We start from the raw sequence: 18,730 nt of genomic DNA on the forward strand, positions 1-18,730 counted from the left end.
AATATATGCGCATATTCCTTTCGCCTATGCAACACAAAATAAGCGCTTTCGCCTAAATGGTGTCAGAAGGGAATTTCGTCTTCTAGGAATGCCTGCGCTGCGGCGCGAAGGCGTTCTTTTTCCTTTGCGGCATTGTCATTCGCGGCGGCCCGGCTGCGGCCCAGGATGCTGGCGAGGTTGCCTTTGGGTTCGTTGTCGTTGGCAGGTGCGGGCAGGTCCGTGACGTAACCGCCCTCACCCACCCGATACCCAACGATGTCGGGATACTTCGGGTTTTTTGTATAAGACAGTTGGATTTCCGTCGTGGACATCAGTTCGCCTGCCCGTTCCAGGAACTCGTCAACCGACTTGGGAAACGGACGCTTGCCCTGGTGCAGAGTCCAATGCCGATCGCTGTCGCCTCGAGCGTAACCATCGTGTTCCGGGCAGAACCATTTGTTGACCTTCCGACCCGCCACCTCGAACGTGGCTTTAACCGTCGGCGGCTTGGCCGGATCCTTTGGTGGGTGGTAGGCGTAGGCCCGCCCGACAACTTCCGACCACGGCTTTTCGGTCGACAACACAGGCGTGGCGTCAGCGGTTGCCGTCAGCTTCGTTTCTTCGCTTGGCGGGAACTGATACCCGCAGCACGGGCAGACCATAACCGAGATGTGCACGAGCTCGTCGCACGTGCCAGTTCCGACAGGGTTCGGGCACATTTTCACGGGTGCTTCGCCGGAGCCTTTGCCAGGTGGCTTTGGGTCGACGCGATCAACCGGCCCATGGCGGCGCACGAGGCCAGCGAAGTCCAGCACCAGGGCAGACGGCTTGGGACTGGCCGCAATGGCGGCCAGTCGGTCCTCCACTGTGTCCAGCGGCATGCCGGGCGCATACAGCGGACGGGTCGCCCGCCCTGCCATCTGCAAATAGAGCGACGCGGAAAGCGTTGGACGCAAAAATGCCAACAGGTCCACACCTTTATGATTGAAACCTGTAGTCAAAACTGAGTTGTTGGTCAGCGCCCGGATTTCGTATCGCTTGTAGGCTTCAAGGATTGCGCGGCGCTCCCCCTTCGGCGTCTCACCGGTGATAGTTTCGCATGTGATGCCGTAGCTGCGGATTTCGTCGCGGACGTGCAGGGCATGGTCGACACCAGAGCAGAAGGCCAGCCACGATCGCCGGTCCTGCCCCTTGGCAACAATCTCGGCTACAGCAGCGCGCGTGATCTCATCCTTGTCGACGGCTGCCTGCATCTCGCTTTGCTTGTAGTCGCCACCAAGCCGATGGACGCCAGACATGTCAAAGCTCGTGGCCGTCGGCTTGCTGGAAAGCGGAGCGAGATAGCCGTCAGCGATACCGCGCCCGATGTCATAGTCGTAGACGACGTCATCAAACAAAGCATCATCGCCCTCGGTGAGCTTGCCACTGTCTAGCCGAAAGTCGGTCGCAGTATAGCCAAGGCACTTCATGTCAGGGTTGATCGCTCGAAGCGCGGCAATGAATTTGCCGTACATCGTGTTGGCGTTCGGAGGCACCAAGTGAGCCTCATCGATCATCAGCACGTCGATCCAGCCGATCTGCACGGCCTTGTTCCAAACGGTCTGAATGCCGGCGAAGATGATTTGACTGTTGCTGTCGCGGCGTCCGAGGCCGGCAGAATAAATCCCGGCAGGACAAAATGGCCACATAGAAACGAGCTCGAGGTAGTTCTGCTCGATGAGTTCGGCGACGTGCGTGCAGTTCATGATCCGCAAGTCCGGCCAGTTGTCGATCAGCCGCTTCTTGATACTGGCAGCGACATAGGATTTCCCCCCACCGGTGCATATGACTACGAGCGGGTTGCCGGGTTTGTCTCCCCAGTAGTCGAAGACGGCTTCCTCAGCCTCGGCCTGGTAGTATCTGGCTTCCATCATGCGTCGCCGTTCTGAAGGCTGTAGGACTTAGTGACGAAACCGAGAGACCTGTCCCCGCGGATGTGCGGCTTCCACCACCGTAGTCCAGACGACTTAGCCTTGAAGTGGCCGCGGACAAAATGCGCCCGCTTGGCGCAATGACCAGCGCTCGACTCGTCGCGAAGCGGCATCGCTGCCGACACATCAAGGTCGCAAATCCGATACGATAGAAGCTGGCGTTTGCCCGCCTTTCGCATCTTCATCTTGGACGGTTCAACGATCTTGGTCGCCCGCCGACTGTTCAGGAGCGCCAGAGTGGCAACCAGGAAATTAACCTCGCCCGCCCAATCGGCAACGCCGCTGGTGCGGTATTGCTCATAGCCGAGCGAGCTGCGACCGGATTTCGCGTGCGCAGCGACCACCGTCGAGAAGGGGCTTTCGTACGGCGCGTATCGCTTTTCACCGCGATCATTTTCCAAGTCTATGATCATGGAGAAGCCGGCGGCAACTGTCGGCTGCCCGTTGGCACTCCAGAACAGGTGCGCGTCAAAAATGCTGTGCTCTGGATTGCGGGCATGCAGCAGGAAACCCACCCGCTTGGCCATGCCGCGATCGGCTCCGATCCGGACGAACTCCTGGCGGTGTGCGTCAGCTACCTCGATCCACACAGCTTCGTATGGCAGGCGGCAAATACCGATCGTCTTCGCCAGTGCTGGCTCGCCCTGATGCCACGCCACTTCGCATGCAGCGCTCGCAAAAGCCTCGGTCAGGTCGAACCTGTGAGCCTCATGGATATAGCGGTCCAGGTCGGCCATGGCCTTACCAGCCTGCACTTGCACGCCCTTACTCGAAAGAACCTCATCAGCCAGCATTTTGTCCTCCATCAATCCAGATTTCGCCCGTGGCATGCATTTTGTAGGTGACGGTTTCCAAATCCTCATCCGCATCGATTTGCTCACCAGCGACCAAGCCCGGCAAAGTCAGGTGGGACGGGCAGCCTTCCGCTTGGGCTTCAGCCGACAGCGGGGTATTGAAACGGCCGCACGCCCAACTGCCACCCTCGGTGGGGGAACTGTAGAGACAAGTTCTGCAGTTGGTCCGCGCCGGTGCATGTTCGTGGCAAATGGGCCGATGACGACACCAGCCGCAGGCGAAGGCCATCTTGGCGTTCGGATCCTCGTGCAACTTGGCGGGCGGGTCGTTCGCATCAATGATGCGCTGCGCCCTGGCAAGCAACCTGATGACGTACTCGACGTCCAGATTCACTCGCTCGGCGTAAATCTCATCGGTGTCCTTATTTACCGCGACATAGATGCCCCGGTCGCGGCCGCGCAGGTACATGTAGGTCATCAACTGACCAAAATGGAGCGGTTTGCTCTTGCGCAACTTGTCCTTCTTCAGGGCCGCAAACGACTTGGCGTTGTGACTCTTGAATTCTCCGACATGAATTTTTGACGGGGCTTCGGGCAACCCGACGATCTCGGCATCCAGTTTGCCGCGGACGTGCGAGCCGCAGGCTGTCACTGTGATCTGGCGGCCAGTGGATTCATCTACGTCAACCACTTCGCAGCCTATGGCGCGCAGATCGGCAATGACGCGGTCTTCCTCGACCAGGCCGGTTGCGAACAAGCGCAACCGCTGACCTTCAAACTGCTCTGGCTCCGATGCCCACCTAAAGCTGTAAAATAAGGCGCGCTCACACTCTTCGGCCAGCGTGCCAATGGATATGGTGCGGCCTTCGTAGTTGTCGCGGCTCGCCTCATACGCGGCATAGATCGCGCTCACCGTGGGCGAGATGGGTGTGGGAAGTGGGGTCAAAGGTGATTGCTTTCGTCCTGAAGTCGGCGCTGCAGGTCGAGTAGGCGCGCCGGGTGGCAGTGAATGGTGCCGTTGACGACAAGAAAGTCCGGGCTAGGCCTCTGGTAATGACGGACGTTTTGGCGATGCCCCTGCTTTAGGCGCCGGCGGGCGCGGCTTGGCGAGCGAACCCAAGTCCAATCCTCGGCCGGGACGGTCAGATGCCAGCTTGTCACTACAGGCATGCCGCGGAACTGCATCACCCGACGGCGCCCTCCGGCGCCGCCTCCTGGTTGTCGTTGGCAGGGAACAGGGTAGATTCATACGCACGGCGTGCTGCGCTAGGGCTGTAGAATTTTGGGTATGCTGTTCGCTCCAACGTGGTGATGGCATCGACCGTGTCGCCACGCTTCAGTTGGTCAAGTGCTTCGCGCACCAGATCCAATGTTTCGTCGTTCTTGCGTCCCATTTTCTTCTCTCCTCAAATACGCTGCGGCATCAGTACGAACGTCTTGTTCGGGTCGTCACAGGTGACGAGCGCCGGCGACAAGCCATCGGCCAGATGGAAGGTGACCCCCGCCCCGCCTGCGGCACGAAGGATGTCGCTGACGTAGCTGCAGTTGAAGCCAATAGAGACGTCGCCCCCTTCGTAGGTGGTGACCACCTCGTCGGTGGCCTCGCCGTGGTCTGGATTGGTGACGGCCAGCTCTACGCGCCCTCCGCCAGCCGTGAACTTCACAGACTTGCCGCCACGCTCCGACGCGATGGTGGAAACTCGATCCACGGCCGCCGACATGGACGGACGATCGAACTGGACGGCGCGCTCGTTGTTCTTGGGGATGAGCCGTTCGAGCTCCGGGTACGGCGTGTCGATCAGCTTGGACAGGATGGTCGTAGAGCCAAACTCGATCTGCACCTTGTCGCGCGAGACTGCTAGGGTGACATCACCATCGGGGATGACACCGATGGTCTTGAGCGGGAAGTTGACCGCTTCGAAATCTGGCACGGCTTCGCCGGTGATGCGGGCCAAACGGTGACCGTCGGAGGCCGTGGCGCGTGCCTTCCCCTGGAAGGACTCCAACTGTACGCCATGCATAAAGGTGCGGTTGTCGGACTGGTTGGTGGCGAAGGATGTGTCCTTGAACAGCGCGGCAAGATTGATTGCGAATGGCTCGCTTAGCTTCCCGCCTTTGAGTGTTGGGAAGCTGTCGACCTGCAAGGTTGGAAGCTTGAAGCGGCTGCGGCCAGACTTGACGTGCAGCGTCTCGCCTTCGCGTTCAAGCGCAACTTGCCCATCGGCGAATTTGCGCACGATATCCAGCAAGGTCTTTGCGGGTGCGGTGAACGGCTCAGCGTCGCCGTCGCACGGAATCGAGGTGGTGATTTCAATGTCTAGGTCGGTGCCCCGGACAGTAAGCTGGCCGTCCTTGGTGGATAGGTGAACGTTTGCCAGGATCGGGTATGTATTGCGATTTTCGATAACTCTGCCGACGGCGGTCAGGGCGCGAACAATATCGGCCTTGTCGACGTGCAGGGTCGTGGCGTCCGGAGACGCGGCTTTGGCCTTGGCCATGATTGCTCCTCAGCATGGATGGGGAAGGTGCGGGCGCCGTAGCGCCCGCTGGGGGTTAGGCCGTGAAAAAGCCGCCGTAGTAGAGCGGTACGAGCCAAATGGCGGAACCTAGGATAGAATATCCGACGTTGTGTGTGCCCGTGCGCGGCTTGCCGTGCATCGCCAGGTTGATGCCGACGCTAAGCGCGATCAGCACAATGATGGTGATCTGTGGCCAGCCCATCACGCTGCCTTCTTCGTCCAGGGCTTGCTGTCCGCAGGCTTGGCAGCCGGCGCTGCAGCGGCTGCGGGACGAGCATTGTCGTTCGCCGCGGCAGGCTTGGCGCCACCCTCGATAACGCCGGGCTCTGGCACCGGCTCCTTGGCGTCGTCGTCGGTGTAGAACCAGCGTTCGATCTGGTTCTTGTCCTTGTACATGCCGCCCTTACCGTCCGGCTTGCCCTTCGCAATACCGACCTTGGCAACGAAAGGCTTGAACAGGATTTCGTCGGTGTCATCGGGCTCGGCTTCACCGACTGCGCGGCAGAGACGATCGAACTGGGCCTTGCCGTAGCCGAAGCCCTTGTTGACGACCTTGCCGTCGGCGTGATCGATGGTCCAATAGAACCACAGCTTGCGTCCGGCAAACTCTTCCGGCTCGATGACGTCGACCACAAGTTTGGCCTGCGTGCCCTTCTTGTCCTGGGTGTCTTCCAGGTCGCATGCGCTCACTTCCAGGCGGGCGAACATTTCAGGGAGCAGTTCAAAACTGCCGCCCTGGTTCTCCGTGGCTTCGACGTCGACTTCGTACTTAAATCCGAATTTTGCCATTGGTGGCTCCTCAGTGGTGGTGGGTAAATGGTGGCCAGCCGCAGAGCGCGGCTGCCGATGTTAGTTTGCCAGCGCTACAAACTTGGCAGGCAGCGCGAAGCTGTTCTGGCCGGGCGTGAGGCCGGGGAACACAACCTGCGCGTGGCCGTCGGTGGTGTAGGCGGACAGCCGGCCGGTTGCGGTGAAAGTGACGGTGGCGCCGACGGGGATGGATGGGGCTAGAGCGTATTCCGCCCCGTCCCGATATCGGTTGTCGCCATCTTCGTCGTCGAACTCGATGTAGCCATCGGGGTAAGCAGCGGTGACTGTGTAGGTGTTCCCCATAACGATGCACGAGCCGTCGCTGTCGTTCACGGAAACCACCCGATCCCCGACCTTGAACTTCGCCGGCGGACCGGCGGGTTCAGGGGTGACGGGTTCAAAGTGACGGGCGGAAATTCCATTGGCACCACCGTGATCGGCCTTTGTCACGCCAATGCGCGGCACGCCATGCGGGTCGTAGTAGGCGATGATGTATTCCTTGCCGACAGTAAAAGCTCCGGGATAGTCCTCGACGCATCGCACCTTCTGGCCAACCGTATAGGCAGGCGTTGCAGTTGCTTCCGCAACAGCAACTGGTGGAAGGTCGTCAGCAGCGCGTACCTGGTTGGGTGTCAAAATGGCTGGTTCGACCCACTCGGCGACGAGGTCTTCTGGGCGGTCCTCGCCGTAGCGTGTCAGCCACAAGCCGTTCGCGGTGTAATGGTCTTTGTGGCCGTCCAACCTCCCCCCAAAGGCAGACGTATCACCATGTGTGTCGGTCCAAGGAATTTCGGTGACTTCCATCGGCCCAACCTTCCGCCCGTCGCGGGTGCGGTAGAACTTGCCGGATTCGATGGTCAGGGGTGCGGGTTCGAAATTGCCAGGGCAATACGCGCCGTCCGACTGGCCGTTGTCGTTGCCGTCACGCAGCCATTCGACACGCTCGTATTCGCCATCGAATGCAGCGGTGATTGTGGCAATGGCTCCGGCGTTGGCGGCAAGCCCGCGCCCGCCGATGTAGCGGACACGGTCGCCAGTCTTCAGTGGCACCCAAGCGCTTACCTGCGCCACATCTCCGCCAGTATAAGCGGTTTCGCTTGTTTCGGGGCAAATGTTGTCGTTAGCTGGCAGTGCGGTCAGATTATCTTTCGGCTGCCACAGCTTGCCGTACTGCGGCTCGTCATACTTCACGAACCGCAGCCCTTTCGCTTTATCGACGATGACACCCTCGTCACCTCCGTCGTCGCGCACTCTGGCGCCAATTCCGTACTTTGCCATGCTCGTCTCCTCTATGCCGCTTCTTCAGCGGGTTCGTCGTCTTCAGCCACAGCCGACACCGTGCCGCCGGGGAAATACTGCGAGAGAACCTTAAACCCCTCGCCTTCCTTGAACGGCAGGATGGGCTTGGTGATCTTCAGCCTGTTGCCGGCAATGAACCCAGGTCGCTCCTGGACGGCAATCTGAATATCGCCAGAGCCGGCACCTCGCTTGTTGACCTTCTTGAAACCGCCTTCTTCCTTCTGGATCGAAACCCGCTGGTGCAGGAAACCGATCAAATCGCTGGCGTCGACAACCGCTCCAATGGCGTCGTCCCGAAGGTTCGGCATGTACCGCGGGTACGAATCGGTGAGCACGCCTGGCACCGTCTTGGCCTTCACGTGGCCGATGAGGACCACATAGAACCCGGCCCGCTTGAGGCGTAGGCACAACTTCATGAACTCGTGCCAGATTTGCTGTGAGGCAGCATAGCCGCGACCAAATCCGGGATCCTCGATGTTCGACCAGCCATTGCGCTTGCACGCCTCGGCGTTGATCAACAATTCGAGGCCGTCGAGCGCGTCCAGCACGAATGTGCGCTGCTCGTGTTCCGCCTCGAGCATCCACTCGATCTGTTCGGCCACGTCGGTATAGGACTCAGACACACCGAACGACATCATACTGACGCCTTTTGGCGCCTGCTCGCCGTCACCGGTGCGGCAGTAGTACGGTGCCGGAAACTCGCTCGCCAGCGTAGTCTTGCCGTTCTTTGCACCTGCGTAGAAGGTGCAAATGGGCGGGTCGGTATCCTCCGCCTTTTTCAGATTGGACCAGTCCAAAGCCATGGGTTTCTCCTCAGAAAAGGTTGACGATGAGCGCTGCAATCCCGATCACAAGCACCCAACAAATCGCGGCAAGGCCAATGACGACCAGGCCGCGACTGAGGCGCGAAATGTGGGTGGCGAGATAAACGGTGCTGAATGGATAGTAATAAGGCCCACCCATCACGCCACCTCGTCAAGTGCGTCGCGGATGGTGGTCAGCGTCGCGATTGCGGCGGTGAGTTCGGCGGAATTGAAGTTCGATCTAACCCGCGGGAAGATGCCGCTAGCTGACTTGAAGCCGAGCAGCACGAGCGAACCGTCGTTAGCTGTCCGGTCGACCAGAATGTCGCCATAGACGCCCGGCACGATTTCCTTGCGGGTGACGGTGCGGACGGGGCCTGCGTCTTCCCATAGGGCGACGAGGTTACTGTCTGGATGCCCGCCACCCGCACAAATACCGTTGTCTTGGTACAGATACATCTGTCCGAGAGACCAATGACAAGTCTCGCTTGGCGATTCCGCAAGCTTAGCAGGCCCAACCTTCCGACCATCCCGCGTCTTATAATACCGTCCTGCCTCAAGCTTCATTTCCGGCCTCCCTTCCTCGGCACCGCCCACTCGGGCATTCGTGCCACCACTTCCTTGTCTGGCTCTCCCGGCACGCGCATAATGCAGCGCACCTCAACTTCGTCTTCATGCCTGCTAACTGCAGACTCCCCGTAGTCAGCACGCATGGGGCCTCCTCGTATGCGCTTACACTTCTGGTATGACGAATAGAATAAGCGGATTCGCTTGCAGGACGCAACAACATTATGCGCTTATTTGTTGTTGACACCGTAACTCAATAAGCGTAAACGCATTGTGGGAACAAAAACAATGGCAGGCCGGCGGACACCGGCGCGCCCTATAATAGGACGGACGATTATGGCCACCACAAAGACGCCAAGCGCAGAGCCCACCACAGTAGAAAAGAAGACCCGCGTGCGGTCTCCCCGCCAGCTAAGCGGGCCGAACAAGCATACGGCTCGGCAGATACAGCTTCTGCGCAAGCAGGCCGGATTGACCCAGGCTGAACTCGCTAAAAAGGTTGAGGTCGCCCAGGCCACCATATCCAAGTGGGAGCTCGGCATTGACCTGCCCGGCGCAACGCAGGCGTCACGGCTGGCACTGGTGCTCGGCGTTACTCCAAACGAATTGCTTGGCATTGGCGCCATGACCGACATGCCTGCCGGCCGACGTGTGAAGGTCATTGGTGAGATTGCAGCCGGCGTCTGGCGCGAAACCATTGAAATGTCAGACCAGTACGACGTGCTGGTAGCAGTGCCGAAGAAGTACGAGCACGTGCCGCTGCAGGGTTTTGTCGTGCGCGGCGAGTCCATGAACAAGATTTATCCGGATGGATCGATCGTCTATGTCGCGCCCATTCACGCTGTTGAAGGCTGGCCGCGCTCTGGGCAGGTCGTGATGGTGATGTCGCACGAGCACGGCATGACCGAAGCCACGCTGAAAGAGTTTGTCATCGACGAAAAAGGCGGCAAGTGGCTCTGGCCGCGTTCCGACCATCCGGAGCACCAGGCTCCGGTCGACTACAAGAGCAGGAAGGGCGAAGTCCACATTACTGGCGTGGTTGTCGCCGCCCTGGTGTTTGCTGACTAGTACTGCGGGTAAGCACGGCAAGAGGGCGGCCTTCGGGTCGCCTTTTTCTTTTGTTTAAGCAAGCGTATTCGCTTATTTTCTTCTTGACCAAACAATCGTATGCGCTTATTCTATTCTCAAGAGAAAAGGAAATAAGCCATGCGTACACGTGCAGGACTAAGCCCAAGCCGAGTTGGTGATCTGATGCGGGACTTCGCCGCCACGTTGGCGTTCATTGCCTTGCTGGCCGCCATCTTTGTTGGCGCATTCGGCGTAGCGTGATCGGACCCGTTGCTACTTTAGGTAGCAACCGGCCTGCTCATGGTGAGCGGGGTTTTTGATCGAGCTACGGCTTCGTTCAATTTGGTTGACCTCCCCTGTAAACTGGCCGGGCTACGGCCCGGTCTTTTTTTGGAGATTTTAGCATGACCACCCCAGCAAGCCGCGTGACGGCGGAGAAGAGTGAAGTGCATACAGGACACACCGAAGGACCATGGCACGGTGATGGGGAGCCGGTCTCCCATCCCCATGATGCCATGATCGTCATTTATCGCGAGGACGGGACAGAGATTGGGTTTGCCCACTCGCGAGAAGATGCCCGGCTGATCGCCGCCGCACCTGATCTTCTGGAGGCGTTGCGCGATTATCTTTTTGCGGAGGAAATAGACGATCCGTCGGTTCGTCAAAGCGAACTGGCGGTCGCCCGTCAGGCGGCGGAAACCGCAATCGCCAAAGCTGAAGGCCGCGCATCATGATCGGGGCACTAAGAATTTCCAGCAATAAACTGGTGCCAGACGGTACGCAGATTTGGTTGCAAGGCAAGGAAGTGGTGGACGTGACCACGCAAGAACGCTCTGCCTTTTACGCAATGTTTGGTCTGATGCGTGTGCCGTCTCTCAAAGCTGATGGAGTGATGCTTTCGCCGGCCGACTATGAAGGTTTCACCGCAACGATCAAAGCCGATGGCCGCTCATGACCAACTCAATGGATAAGACTGCAAGCCGGGCGACCTGTACCTGCGCTGAGGTAGCCGGTGAAAACCCCGATTGCGCTATTCACGGCATCGCCGCTGTCATAAGCGACCTTCGGCAGCGCAGTGATGGCGCTTCGCACTCCGCTGCCGACTGGCTGGAACAATACGCCGATGACCGCAGGCATTCCCTCCGCTCCCTCTCGTCAGATAGCGTATCGGACGGAAGCAAGGGGGTGAGCGAGATTGTCCGGGAAATCGAAATATTGCTCGATAACTGCCATGTGGTCGAGGACATAGATATAGCCGCGCAACATGAAGGGGTGCTGGTCTTGGTTCGCATCCTCTCCGCCATCGCCCTCGACAGCGGTACGGGTGGGCAACAGCCGGTGGCGTGGCTGCACGTCCTCCATAAGGGAGATGGCGGTCCAGAAGAGGTTGTATCGGTCGAAACGAGCGCTGAGGATGTGTTTGGCGTTCAAGGGCGCGACTACGATCCCTCCTATTTCACGATATCCACACCCCTCTATCCCTCCCTCACAGATCCCAAGGCAGGGGTGGTGAGCGAGGATATGGTGGAGCGTGCCCTAGACGCGTTTGACAACGCTGACGACACTTTCACCAGGGAAGGCACTCTAGAAGCGTTACGCGCCGCCCTAACCGCAGCCCTTAATGGTGACAAGCCATGAGGGAGATGGACACGGTTACCTGGGCTGTTATTTCGCCGCCCAATCACCGCTCAAAGCGGAGATATGTCGACCATTCCTCCCTGAGCTACACGAGGAAGGGTGCAATTGAACGCCATGTTGGCCCCTACAATATCCTGTGGGCCGAGCAGCGGAAGAAGGGTTGGACAGTCGAGCGCATCGCCCTCATGGGCCTTGACGATTACCGGAGGCTTCATGACCGCGCCGCCCTCCCCAACACCACAGGAGAGGCGGAATGAGCAAGAACCTTGGCGTGATCGTGGAGTGGGCTAACCCAGATTGCTGGCGGGTCATCATTGACGGAAAGATCGTCGGGTTCGCAAATCGCATGGACAATGGCGGATGGGGCGCATTCGATCCTGGAGACCAGCGCATAAGCCCTCAACACTTCGGCAAGCCCATGGCTGTCGGCAAGCACTTCCTCGCCCTTATCACCGCAGCGGAGGGACGGGAAGATGAGTAAGCCGGATTGGTGCCCTCAGGAAGTTTGGGACGAGGCGGAAAAGCCGGAGCTCAGGATTGCGATTGACTACGAGGCTGGGCAGCTTTGGGACGTTCGCCCGACTATCGCCCGCGCCATCCTCGCCGCTGAAAAGCGCGGGGAAGAACGCGAACGGGAAGCGTGTGCGCAGGTGGCATCAGGCGGATATTCTGACAAGGCTACATCTCCATTTGGGCAGGGCCGAGTTGCCGCCTCTGCCGCCATCCGCGCTAGGATCACGCCATGAAAGCCGCAAATGATAACAAGCGCCCGGTGGTAGGCATGGCGTGCAGCCAGGATGACGTGCCAGACTTTACACAGCTGGTTTACGTCATCAGGTGCTGCAACTGCGTCAAGATTGGCTACTCATCGTGTCTGTGGCGTCGCGAAGCCGAGATACGACGGCTCATGTTGGAGCCAACCACTACGCTGGCCAGTTTTTTAGGCGGCCCATACTTAGAAACTCTGCTTCATCGTCACTTCATCGAGTATCACATCGAGAATGAGTGGTTCGAGATTTCTGGACCACTGAAGGAGTGGGTTGACGCAGGCTGCCCAGATGACTTGCCGCGCATCCTCGCAGAACGGAGCAGCGCAGCATGAAGCCCGCCAATGACAACTACCCAGCCGTGCTCACGCGCAGCCTAGCCGCACAGATGTGCCAGTTGACTCCGTCTGGCTTTGACGGGTGGGTGCGCCGCGGTATCGTGCCGCCGGCGATTATGGGAACGCGACGCTGGAGTCGCGACGCCATACTAAAGGCAATCGCCGGAACGGCGATCGACGTTGAAGCGGATCCGATGGAGCAGTGGGAGCGCGAAAATGCACGCAAGGTATAAGGGCGTCAATCGCGTCAAGAAGACCCTCGCCGACGGCACCGTCAAACTGCATTTCTATCACCGCGCCACCGGAACGAAGCTGGAGGGGCAGCCAGGCACGGCTTCGTTCGCTGCTTCGTTCGCTGCGGCCGGAAAACTCATCGTCAACCGACAGGAAGGTACACTGTCCGGTCTTATCCGCGACTTCGAAAAGACGGCCAAATGGCGCAAACTGGCGGAGAGCACACAGAAGGAATACCGCCGCGTTTTCAAGTTCTGGGACGGAAAGTATGGCACCGTGCCGTTGGCTACGCTGTCCCACAAATCGTTCCGCCAGCGGGTGCTGGAGTGGCACGACGAGTTTTCCGAGGACAAGCCGCGCGAGGCGGACAACCGCGTGACGATCCTGGCGCGCATTCTGTCGTGGGCCGCGACTGACGCCGACCTGGCCAAGAATGTTCTCGAGACTTTTGACCGGGCCTACGATGGCGATCGGTCGGACATGATTTGGCTGCCCGATCATGTAGAGGCTTTTATGGGTGCGGCCGAACCGGAGATGCAGCTTGCCATGGTGCTAGCCCTCCATACCGGGCAGCGGCAGGCGGACATCCGAAAACTGGCTTGGACGCAGTACGACGGAAAGACCATTGCGCTCCGCCAGGGTAAGACTGGGCGCGAGGTTCGCGTGCCGTGCACCGTGGCGCTCAAGAAGACGCTGGACGCTGCGCCACGCCGGGGTGCGCTGATCCTGCTCACCAAGACCGAACGCGCGTTCCAGAAGCGCTACTTCGCCGAAAAGTGGGACGATGTGTATGTCGCGGCCAAGTTGCCAGGGGTTGGTGATGAGGGTGCAGGATTGGCGGCAGACCCGAAACTGCGGCTGCACTTCCACGACATCCGCGGCACGACCGTGACGATGCTGTTCGAAGCCGGATGCACCGTCGCCGAGGTGGCGTCGATCACTGGGCACTCGCTTCGGCGAGCTCAGGAAATTCTGGACAAGTATCTGTCGCGGACCAGCGGCATGGCGACGAACGCGATTGCGAAGTTTGAGGCGGGGATGGCGAAGGGGGCGACAGAGTGACTCGATATCACATGGTAAGCGGCGGTGCGGGTTCATGGCTTGCCGCAAAGGTAGACATGGCGGCACATCCATCGGACGATCATCGATTTGTCTTCGCGGATACGCTCTACGAGGATGCCGATTGTTACCGCTTTCTCATCGAAGGTGTTGCCCATCTATTGGGACGCAGGCTCAATTGGCCAATCCCGAGCGCCGACGACTTCCCAGACTACCGGGTAGAGGGCGAGTTCGACATTGCGACATATGCCGGCAACCCGATTTGGAGAGCGTTCCTTGCCGATCTGCGCGAACAAATTACGTCGGCTCTGCCGGAGCTAGTTTGGCTGGCTGACGGCCGGGACCCATGGGAAGTTTTCCGCGATGGCAGGTTTCTGGGCAACAGTCGAATCGACCCGTGCTCCAAATCCCTGAAGCGAGTGATGCTAGACGCCTACAGAGTTGAGAACTGTGATCCTACCACCTCTGTATTTCAGATCGGCATTGGGCCGCATGAGGCCCACCGATACCATCGCCTCGCCGCCCGCATGGCAGCGGACGGGTGGAAGTATGAGGCGCCGCTTCTTGGCACCAGAGAGGGAGAGTTCGGCCCATTCGGCTACCTCTCTGACGCTGGCATAGATCGACCTCGGCTCTACCGCTTGGGCTACATGCACAACAACTGCGGCGGCTTCTGCATCAAGGCGGGCCACGCCCACTACCTGAATCGCCTGCGTCAGCAGCCGGAACGGTTCGCCTATGACGCCATGATGGAGCAGAAACTGTCCGAGTTCATCGGCAAACCAGTCTCAATGCTTACTGACCGCAGCGGTGATGGTTCGAAAAAACTTCTTACCCTCTCCAGCTTCGCCGCGAGCGTAACTGCCCAGACCGAGTTCGACTTCCTTCCTGGCGATAGCGGCTGCGGCTGCATGATCGACATTCCAGCCAATGACAACGAAACCGCAACCCCAGAAAGCGACGCAGCATGACGCAATTAAGCACTACAGAAGCGCCGACCATCCGTTTTGACATCTTCATCGCTGGCGATTACGCGCAGGCAAAACAGGTTTGCCGAGAATACTGCTTCGATGTCGGCCTGTGCGTCACCGTCGAGCCAGCAGACTATATCTACACGGGTGGCGAGGAGAGCGGCGTTCGCGTCGGGCTCATCAACTACCCTCGCTTCCCCGGCACAGCAGAATCGCTCAACGCTAAAGCGGAGGGACTGGCAACTCTGTTGATGGAGCGCATGTGCCAGCATTCTTTCTCGATCGCTGGCCTAGCAACGACCACCTGGTATTCTCGCCGTCCTGCCGCTTAAACCAGAACATTTAGCGCACGGATTTTGCAAACCATCTGCAAACCGTGCGCAGCGCCTACCGGACTATCATTGATTTTATTGATGTTTTTGGCGCGCCCTAAGAGATTCGAACTCCTGACCCCCAGATTCGTAGTCTGGTGCTCTATCCAGCTGAGCTAAGGGCGCGCAAGCCGTTTTGGTAACGGCAGCTATCAGCGAAGCGGCCCGGAGGCGGCTTCCTGCTGAAGCGAGCGAACCCATACATGGCTGCTTTGGCGTTGGCAAGCGGGCGGTTGGCAGAATTTGCCCAGACTGTGGAAATCAGTCGGCCCGCAAGGCCGCGGGCAGCACGATATCAAAGCGCGTGCCCTGGGGCTGATCGACAAAGACCAGCCTGCCGCCATGGGCCTCGGTGATTTCGCGTGCAATGGCGAGGCCCAGCCCGGTGCCGCCGGCGCGGGCCGAGCCCTCGAAGGCGACGAATAGATTGTCGCGCGCCCGGGGCGGCAGGCCCGGACCATTGTCGCTGACCGAGATGGTGGTTTCCCCGGCGCCGGTTTCGACCGAAATGGTGACTTCGGGCGTGGCAATGGTGCCCGCATTGGCGGCTTCGAGTGCCTCGCGGGCATTCTTGAGCAGGTTGAGCAGCACGCGGGCGAGCTGGCCGGCATCGACATTGAGCACCAGATCGTCGGGCACGCCGTTGTTAAAGCCGATATGGGGATGACCCACCAGCCGCGCGTCAAAGGCGGCGTCCTCGACCAGCGCCTTGATGCCGGTGGGCGCCATGACCGGGGGCGAAGCCATTTCGCGGCCATAGTCGAGCACCGATTGGGCAAAGCCGATGGCTTTGTCGAGTGTGGTGACGAGGCGCGGGGCCAGCCGCTGCACTTTGGGATCATCAAGCGTTGCCACCTGGTCCGACAGCAATTGCGCCGAGGTGAGGGTATTGCGCAGATCGTGGTTGATCTTGGCGACGGCGAGGCCCAGATCGGCCAGATGGCGGCGCTGCCGCAGCATGGAGAAGATGTCACTTTCCATGGCCGCCAATTCGCGCTCGACCACGCCGATTTCGTCGCGGCGATTGGAGGGAACGATGATGAGGCTCGCATTCTCCGGGGCCTGCCGATAGGCCAGCATGTTCTGGGTGAGACGCAGCACCGGATCAATGAACAACCGGCTGACCAGGAGATAGAGCGTGACGGCGGTCAGCGCGGCGATGACCAGCGAGATAAGCACGATATTGCGCGAATATTCGAGCATGTCCTGCCGCAACGGCCGCTCGGGCATCAGCAGTTCGACCTGGCTTTCATCCAGGTTCCCCTCGCCCACAATGCGCAGCGTGCGGCCTGGCCCGGCAAAGAGCGTGTCGAGGGCGCCCATGGTCAGGGTCATGATATCGCGCTGGCGCATATCGGCGGTGGTGACCACGTCGGGGGTGACGGGATTGGCCAGCTCGATCAACTGGCTCTGGCCCTCGCGGCGATAGACGATGGCATTGGCGCCGGCCGAGGTAAGGAGACGATCGGTGAGGCCGCGCGGCAGGGCCATGACATCGGGCACGGCATCGAGCACGCGGGCGGCGACCACGCCGACGCGCAGGCGATCATCGAGCCAGCTGGCCCGAAAATTGGCGAGCGAAGGTAGATAAACAACCACCTCGACCGCCAAGATCACCACGATGATGGTGGCGATGAGCTTGATCGAGAGGCCGGAGAACCGGCGGGGCTTGAGACTGCGTTCGGCTGTCATTGCAAACCATTATAGGCAAGGACGAGAGGGCTGTAACCCCCGGCCGGGACTGCTCAACCCAGCAATTTGCGCAGCGCTTGGCTGCGTTTTCCCCAGGTGGTGGGCTGCCGGGTGGCGAGGAAGGCCTCGCCCAGCTGGGTCAGGACCGCGGCAAGGCTGGGATGAGGCAGGACCAGTTCGGCCAAAGCGCTTGCCGGCATGCCGCGCTCCATGGCCAAAGCCAGCATGGCGATGACTTCGCCGGCGCCGGGGCCGATAATGGAGGCGCCCAAAATCTTGCCATTGCGGCTGGCGAGCAGCTTGGCCGCGCCATGGGTCTGGCCCAGGGCCCGCGCCGCGTCGTTCTCGGCAAAGCTGGCGCGCAGCACCAAGGTGCCCTCGGGCAATGGACGCTCGCCTTCGACAAGGCCGATGGAAGCAAGGCCGGGCGCGGTCTGGATGAAGCTGGGGATGGCCTGGCTATCGAGTCGGCTGGCGCCGGTGCCGAACAGGCCATCGATGATGATGGCGCCATAGCGGGCTGCGGCATGGGGCTGCCCCTGCCCCGCAGCGCCTCCAACGGCGCTGATGCGGGTATTGGTGGTGCGGCCGTCCGGGTTGAGCTGGAGAAAGGCAGGCCGCGTTTTGTCGAAGCGCACTTTGGCGCGATCGAGCCTCAACCCAGCCAGATCGGGCAGGCGACCCATGGCGACCAGCACATGGGAGACATCAAGGCTGTGCGTGCTGCCATCGGCATGGGTGAGTTCGACACCGGTACCCTGGCGGCGCGGCAGAATCGCCGAGACCGTGGCGCCCTCAACGATCTCGGGGCCTTCCTCAGCCAATTGGCGCAGCAGGATGGCAACTTGCTCGCGATCGAAGCCGGACAGGATTTCGCCCTGGGGCACGAGCGTCACCATGGCGCCGAGCCGGTGATAGGCTTGAGCCAGTTCGATGGCGCTGGCATCGCCGCCGATCACCACGAGGTGGCTGAGCTTGCGGGAATTGCCGGCAATGGTGTCGGGGGTGAAATAGGCGATCTCATTGAGGCCGGGAATCGCCGGCACAATGGGCTTGGCGCCGGTGGCCAGAATGACATGGCGGGGACGAAGGGTTGCGTCGCCGAGCTTGAGCGTCTGGCGACCGGTGAAGGCGGGCTGGCCGGTGCGGTAATCGATGCCGAGGGCGATAAGCCGCTCTTTGGCGTCGCGCGGGGCGGTGCTGGCGGCAAGCGCTTTGGCATGCTCGCCAATAGCCTTGAAATTGGGTTTGGGTTCGGCATGGGCCAGGCCCAGCGCTCCGGCCGTGCGGATATCCTGGGCGCGTGCGGCGCTGGCGGCGAAGGTGGCGGCAACCAAGCGCCCCTGGGCGGGATCGCCGGCTTCCTCGGCGCCGCGATCGATCAACAGGACGCTGGCGCCCAGCCGCCTGGCGCGCAAAGCAAGGGCAATGCCGAGCGCGCCTGCACCGATGATGCAGATGTCGGGATTTTGGAGGTCTGCCATGGACTGCCGGGCAAAAGAAATTCGTTGCAGACTTATGCGGCGATCCGGCAGGGAAGACAACCGCCAAGCAAGAGGCGGGAAAGCAGCGCAGGCGCGTTGACTTGGCCCCAGCTTTTCCCTATAGACCCCACCAACCCGCACCGTCGGCGCCTGGCGCATGATGAGTGTCCGATATTCTTGCGAAAGCAACGACCAAACAAGAGGAACCGTGCCCCGCGCGGTCTGATGTCATGAAGCGTACATACCAGCCCTCCAAGCTCGTGCGTGCCCGTCGTCACGGTTTCCGTGCGCGTATGGCCACCAAGGACGGCCGTATCATCCTGAACCGCCGCCGCCGTGACGGCCGCAAGAAGCTTTCGGCCTAAGG

Annotated in this window: 24 protein-coding genes and 1 tRNA gene; 12 read left to right on the forward strand and 13 right to left on the reverse strand. The window is 60.3% G+C overall.

The annotated features are described in order from the left end of the window. Positions 1-62: 62 nt before the first annotated feature. From N8A98_RS07015 to N8A98_RS07060, 10 genes are all read right to left on the reverse strand, one after another. Positions 63-1,892 (reverse strand): DEAD/DEAH box helicase, encoded by a 1,830-nt coding sequence (locus N8A98_RS07015; protein WP_262170231.1) that lies wholly within the window; start codon positions 1,890-1,892, stop codon positions 63-65. After that, the gene (locus tag N8A98_RS07020) at positions 1,889-2,743 is read right to left on the reverse strand and encodes a hypothetical protein (RefSeq protein WP_262170233.1); all 855 of its coding nucleotides are present in this window, start codon (positions 2,741-2,743) and stop codon (positions 1,889-1,891) included. The genes N8A98_RS07015 and N8A98_RS07020 overlap by 4 nt, the downstream gene beginning before the upstream one ends. Further along, a complete protein-coding gene (locus N8A98_RS07025) occupies positions 2,733-3,689 on the reverse strand; it encodes a PD-(D/E)XK nuclease family protein (protein WP_262170235.1) in 957 nt (318 codons plus the stop codon). Before N8A98_RS07025 ends, N8A98_RS07020 begins: the two co-directional genes overlap by 11 nt. Positions 3,690-3,927: 238 nt before the next feature. Then, positions 3,928-4,137, reverse strand: coding sequence for a hypothetical protein (locus N8A98_RS07030; protein ID WP_262170236.1), 210 nt, complete (start codon positions 4,135-4,137; stop codon positions 3,928-3,930). Positions 4,138-4,149: 12 nt separating this feature from the next. Beyond that, positions 4,150-5,241, reverse strand: coding sequence for a DNA polymerase III subunit beta (gene dnaN / locus N8A98_RS07035; RefSeq protein ID WP_262170238.1), 1,092 nt, complete (start codon positions 5,239-5,241; stop codon positions 4,150-4,152). A gap of 55 nt (positions 5,242-5,296) precedes the next feature. After that, complete coding sequence (locus tag N8A98_RS07040; protein ID WP_262170239.1) at positions 5,297-5,464, reverse strand: hypothetical protein; 168 nt, start codon at positions 5,462-5,464, stop codon at positions 5,297-5,299. Continuing rightward, complete coding sequence (locus N8A98_RS07045) at positions 5,464-6,051, reverse strand: hypothetical protein (protein ID WP_262170241.1); 588 nt, start codon at positions 6,049-6,051, stop codon at positions 5,464-5,466. The genes N8A98_RS07040 and N8A98_RS07045 overlap by 1 nt, the downstream gene beginning before the upstream one ends. Before the next feature lie 60 nt (positions 6,052-6,111). Then, positions 6,112-7,350, reverse strand: coding sequence for a hypothetical protein (locus N8A98_RS07050; RefSeq protein WP_262170242.1), 1,239 nt, complete (start codon positions 7,348-7,350; stop codon positions 6,112-6,114). An 11-nt stretch (positions 7,351-7,361) separates the two neighbouring features. Further along, on the reverse strand, positions 7,362-8,174 hold the full coding sequence (locus tag N8A98_RS07055) for an ATP-binding protein (protein ID WP_262170244.1): 813 nt from the start codon (positions 8,172-8,174) through the stop codon (positions 7,362-7,364). A gap of 159 nt (positions 8,175-8,333) precedes the next feature. Beyond that, entirely contained in the window at positions 8,334-8,633 is a 300-nt protein-coding gene (locus tag N8A98_RS07060) for a hypothetical protein (protein WP_262170245.1), read from the reverse strand. Positions 8,634-9,077: 444 nt separating this feature from the next. Here N8A98_RS07060 and N8A98_RS07065 point away from each other — a divergent pair, with 444 nt between their 5' ends. The 11 genes from N8A98_RS07065 (at position 9,078) to N8A98_RS07115 (ending at position 15,148) form a co-directional block, all read left to right on the forward strand. Beyond that, positions 9,078-9,809 carry a LexA family protein gene (locus N8A98_RS07065; RefSeq protein WP_262170247.1) on the forward strand — a complete coding sequence of 244 codons (732 nt, stop codon included), beginning with the start codon at positions 9,078-9,080 and terminating at the stop codon, positions 9,807-9,809. 138 nt (positions 9,810-9,947) lie between these two features. Further along, the gene (locus N8A98_RS07070; protein WP_262170248.1) at positions 9,948-10,070 is read left to right on the forward strand and encodes a hypothetical protein; all 123 of its coding nucleotides are present in this window, start codon (positions 9,948-9,950) and stop codon (positions 10,068-10,070) included. A 143-nt stretch (positions 10,071-10,213) separates the two neighbouring features. After that, entirely contained in the window at positions 10,214-10,543 is a 330-nt protein-coding gene (locus N8A98_RS07075; protein WP_262170250.1) for an XkdD/Y8K6 family phage-associated protein, read from the forward strand. Continuing rightward, positions 10,540-10,764: a P-loop NTPase family protein gene (locus N8A98_RS07080; protein ID WP_262170251.1), complete on the forward strand. Its 225-nt coding sequence runs from the start codon at positions 10,540-10,542 to the stop codon at positions 10,762-10,764. The genes N8A98_RS07075 and N8A98_RS07080 overlap by 4 nt, the downstream gene beginning before the upstream one ends. Positions 10,765-10,772: 8 nt before the next feature. Continuing rightward, on the forward strand, positions 10,773-11,447 hold the full coding sequence (locus N8A98_RS07085; RefSeq protein WP_262170253.1) for a hypothetical protein: 675 nt from the start codon (positions 10,773-10,775) through the stop codon (positions 11,445-11,447). 253 nt (positions 11,448-11,700) lie between these two features. Next, positions 11,701-11,928 carry a hypothetical protein gene (locus N8A98_RS07090; RefSeq protein ID WP_262170255.1) on the forward strand — a complete coding sequence of 76 codons (228 nt, stop codon included), beginning with the start codon at positions 11,701-11,703 and terminating at the stop codon, positions 11,926-11,928. 261 nt (positions 11,929-12,189) lie between these two features. Then, on the forward strand, positions 12,190-12,549 hold the full coding sequence (locus N8A98_RS07095; RefSeq protein WP_262170256.1) for a GIY-YIG nuclease family protein: 360 nt from the start codon (positions 12,190-12,192) through the stop codon (positions 12,547-12,549). Then, a complete protein-coding gene (locus N8A98_RS07100) occupies positions 12,546-12,785 on the forward strand; it encodes a hypothetical protein (protein ID WP_262170258.1) in 240 nt (79 codons plus the stop codon). The genes N8A98_RS07095 and N8A98_RS07100 overlap by 4 nt, the downstream gene beginning before the upstream one ends. Further along, entirely contained in the window at positions 12,769-13,848 is a 1,080-nt protein-coding gene (locus N8A98_RS07105) for a tyrosine-type recombinase/integrase (RefSeq protein ID WP_262170259.1), read from the forward strand. The genes N8A98_RS07100 and N8A98_RS07105 overlap by 17 nt, the downstream gene beginning before the upstream one ends. Positions 13,849-13,859: 11 nt before the next feature. Beyond that, positions 13,860-14,816, forward strand: a complete 957-nt coding sequence (locus N8A98_RS07110) for a hypothetical protein (protein ID WP_262170260.1) — start codon at positions 13,860-13,862, stop codon at positions 14,814-14,816. Next, positions 14,813-15,148, forward strand: coding sequence for a hypothetical protein (locus tag N8A98_RS07115; protein ID WP_262170262.1), 336 nt, complete (start codon positions 14,813-14,815; stop codon positions 15,146-15,148). The genes N8A98_RS07110 and N8A98_RS07115 overlap by 4 nt, the downstream gene beginning before the upstream one ends. 88 nt (positions 15,149-15,236) lie before the next feature. Here the strand turns inward: N8A98_RS07115 and N8A98_RS07120 are convergent. The 3 genes from N8A98_RS07120 to N8A98_RS07130 all read right to left on the reverse strand — a co-directional run bounded on the left by N8A98_RS07120 (position 15,237) and on the right by N8A98_RS07130 (position 18,363). Then, a tRNA-Arg gene (locus N8A98_RS07120) sits at positions 15,237-15,313 on the reverse strand. A 135-nt stretch (positions 15,314-15,448) separates the two neighbouring features. Next, complete coding sequence (locus N8A98_RS07125; RefSeq protein WP_262170263.1) at positions 15,449-16,879, reverse strand: sensor histidine kinase; 1,431 nt, start codon at positions 16,877-16,879, stop codon at positions 15,449-15,451. A 53-nt stretch (positions 16,880-16,932) separates the two neighbouring features. Next, entirely contained in the window at positions 16,933-18,363 is a 1,431-nt protein-coding gene (locus N8A98_RS07130; RefSeq protein ID WP_262170265.1) for an FAD-dependent oxidoreductase, read from the reverse strand. 230 nt (positions 18,364-18,593) lie between these two features. On the opposite strand from N8A98_RS07130, the gene rpmH reads away from it, so the two are divergent. After that, positions 18,594-18,728 (forward strand): 50S ribosomal protein L34, encoded by a 135-nt coding sequence (gene rpmH, locus N8A98_RS07135; RefSeq protein ID WP_035097870.1) that lies wholly within the window; start codon positions 18,594-18,596, stop codon positions 18,726-18,728. Positions 18,729-18,730: the final 2 nt, after the last annotated feature.

Origin of the sequence: Devosia neptuniae, assembly GCF_025452235.1 — a bacterium.
Taxonomy (GTDB): Bacteria; Pseudomonadota; Alphaproteobacteria; order Rhizobiales; family Devosiaceae; genus Devosia.

What these genes read in the sequence shown, in the direction of transcription:
- N8A98_RS07015 (WP_262170231.1), bottom strand. Translation starts at nt 1,892, where the DNA reads ATGATGGAAGCCAGATACTACCAGGCCGAGGCTGAGGAAGCCGTCTTC.
- N8A98_RS07020 (WP_262170233.1), bottom strand. Translation starts at nt 2,743, where the DNA reads ATGCTGGCTGATGAGGTTCTTTCGAGTAAGGGCGTGCAAGTGCAGGCT.
- N8A98_RS07030 (WP_262170236.1), bottom strand. Translation starts at nt 4,137, where the DNA reads ATGGGACGCAAGAACGACGAAACATTGGATCTGGTGCGCGAAGCACTT.
- dnaN (WP_262170238.1), bottom strand. Translation starts at nt 5,241, where the DNA reads ATGGCCAAGGCCAAAGCCGCGTCTCCGGACGCCACGACCCTGCACGTC.
- N8A98_RS07040 (WP_262170239.1), bottom strand. Translation starts at nt 5,464, where the DNA reads ATGGGCTGGCCACAGATCACCATCATTGTGCTGATCGCGCTTAGCGTC.
- N8A98_RS07045 (WP_262170241.1), bottom strand. Translation starts at nt 6,051, where the DNA reads ATGGCAAAATTCGGATTTAAGTACGAAGTCGACGTCGAAGCCACGGAG.
- N8A98_RS07050 (WP_262170242.1), bottom strand. Translation starts at nt 7,350, where the DNA reads ATGGCAAAGTACGGAATTGGCGCCAGAGTGCGCGACGACGGAGGTGAC.
- N8A98_RS07055 (WP_262170244.1), bottom strand. Translation starts at nt 8,174, where the DNA reads ATGGCTTTGGACTGGTCCAATCTGAAAAAGGCGGAGGATACCGACCCG.
- N8A98_RS07060 (WP_262170245.1), bottom strand. Translation starts at nt 8,633, where the DNA reads ATGTATCTGTACCAAGACAACGGTATTTGTGCGGGTGGCGGGCATCCA.
- N8A98_RS07065 (WP_262170247.1), top strand. Translation starts at nt 9,078, where the DNA reads ATGGCCACCACAAAGACGCCAAGCGCAGAGCCCACCACAGTAGAAAAG.
- N8A98_RS07070 (WP_262170248.1), top strand. Translation starts at nt 9,948, where the DNA reads ATGCGTACACGTGCAGGACTAAGCCCAAGCCGAGTTGGTGATCTGATG.
- N8A98_RS07075 (WP_262170250.1), top strand. Translation starts at nt 10,214, where the DNA reads ATGACCACCCCAGCAAGCCGCGTGACGGCGGAGAAGAGTGAAGTGCAT.
- N8A98_RS07080 (WP_262170251.1), top strand. Translation starts at nt 10,540, where the DNA reads ATGATCGGGGCACTAAGAATTTCCAGCAATAAACTGGTGCCAGACGGT.
- N8A98_RS07085 (WP_262170253.1), top strand. Translation starts at nt 10,773, where the DNA reads ATGGATAAGACTGCAAGCCGGGCGACCTGTACCTGCGCTGAGGTAGCC.
- N8A98_RS07090 (WP_262170255.1), top strand. Translation starts at nt 11,701, where the DNA reads ATGAGCAAGAACCTTGGCGTGATCGTGGAGTGGGCTAACCCAGATTGC.
- N8A98_RS07095 (WP_262170256.1), top strand. Translation starts at nt 12,190, where the DNA reads ATGAAAGCCGCAAATGATAACAAGCGCCCGGTGGTAGGCATGGCGTGC.
- N8A98_RS07100 (WP_262170258.1), top strand. Translation starts at nt 12,546, where the DNA reads ATGAAGCCCGCCAATGACAACTACCCAGCCGTGCTCACGCGCAGCCTA.
- N8A98_RS07105 (WP_262170259.1), top strand. Translation starts at nt 12,769, where the DNA reads ATGCACGCAAGGTATAAGGGCGTCAATCGCGTCAAGAAGACCCTCGCC.
- N8A98_RS07110 (WP_262170260.1), top strand. Translation starts at nt 13,860, where the DNA reads ATGGTAAGCGGCGGTGCGGGTTCATGGCTTGCCGCAAAGGTAGACATG.
- N8A98_RS07115 (WP_262170262.1), top strand. Translation starts at nt 14,813, where the DNA reads ATGACGCAATTAAGCACTACAGAAGCGCCGACCATCCGTTTTGACATC.
- N8A98_RS07125 (WP_262170263.1), bottom strand. Translation starts at nt 16,879, where the DNA reads ATGACAGCCGAACGCAGTCTCAAGCCCCGCCGGTTCTCCGGCCTCTCG.
- N8A98_RS07130 (WP_262170265.1), bottom strand. Translation starts at nt 18,363, where the DNA reads ATGGCAGACCTCCAAAATCCCGACATCTGCATCATCGGTGCAGGCGCG.
- rpmH (WP_035097870.1), top strand. Translation starts at nt 18,594, where the DNA reads ATGAAGCGTACATACCAGCCCTCCAAGCTCGTGCGTGCCCGTCGTCAC.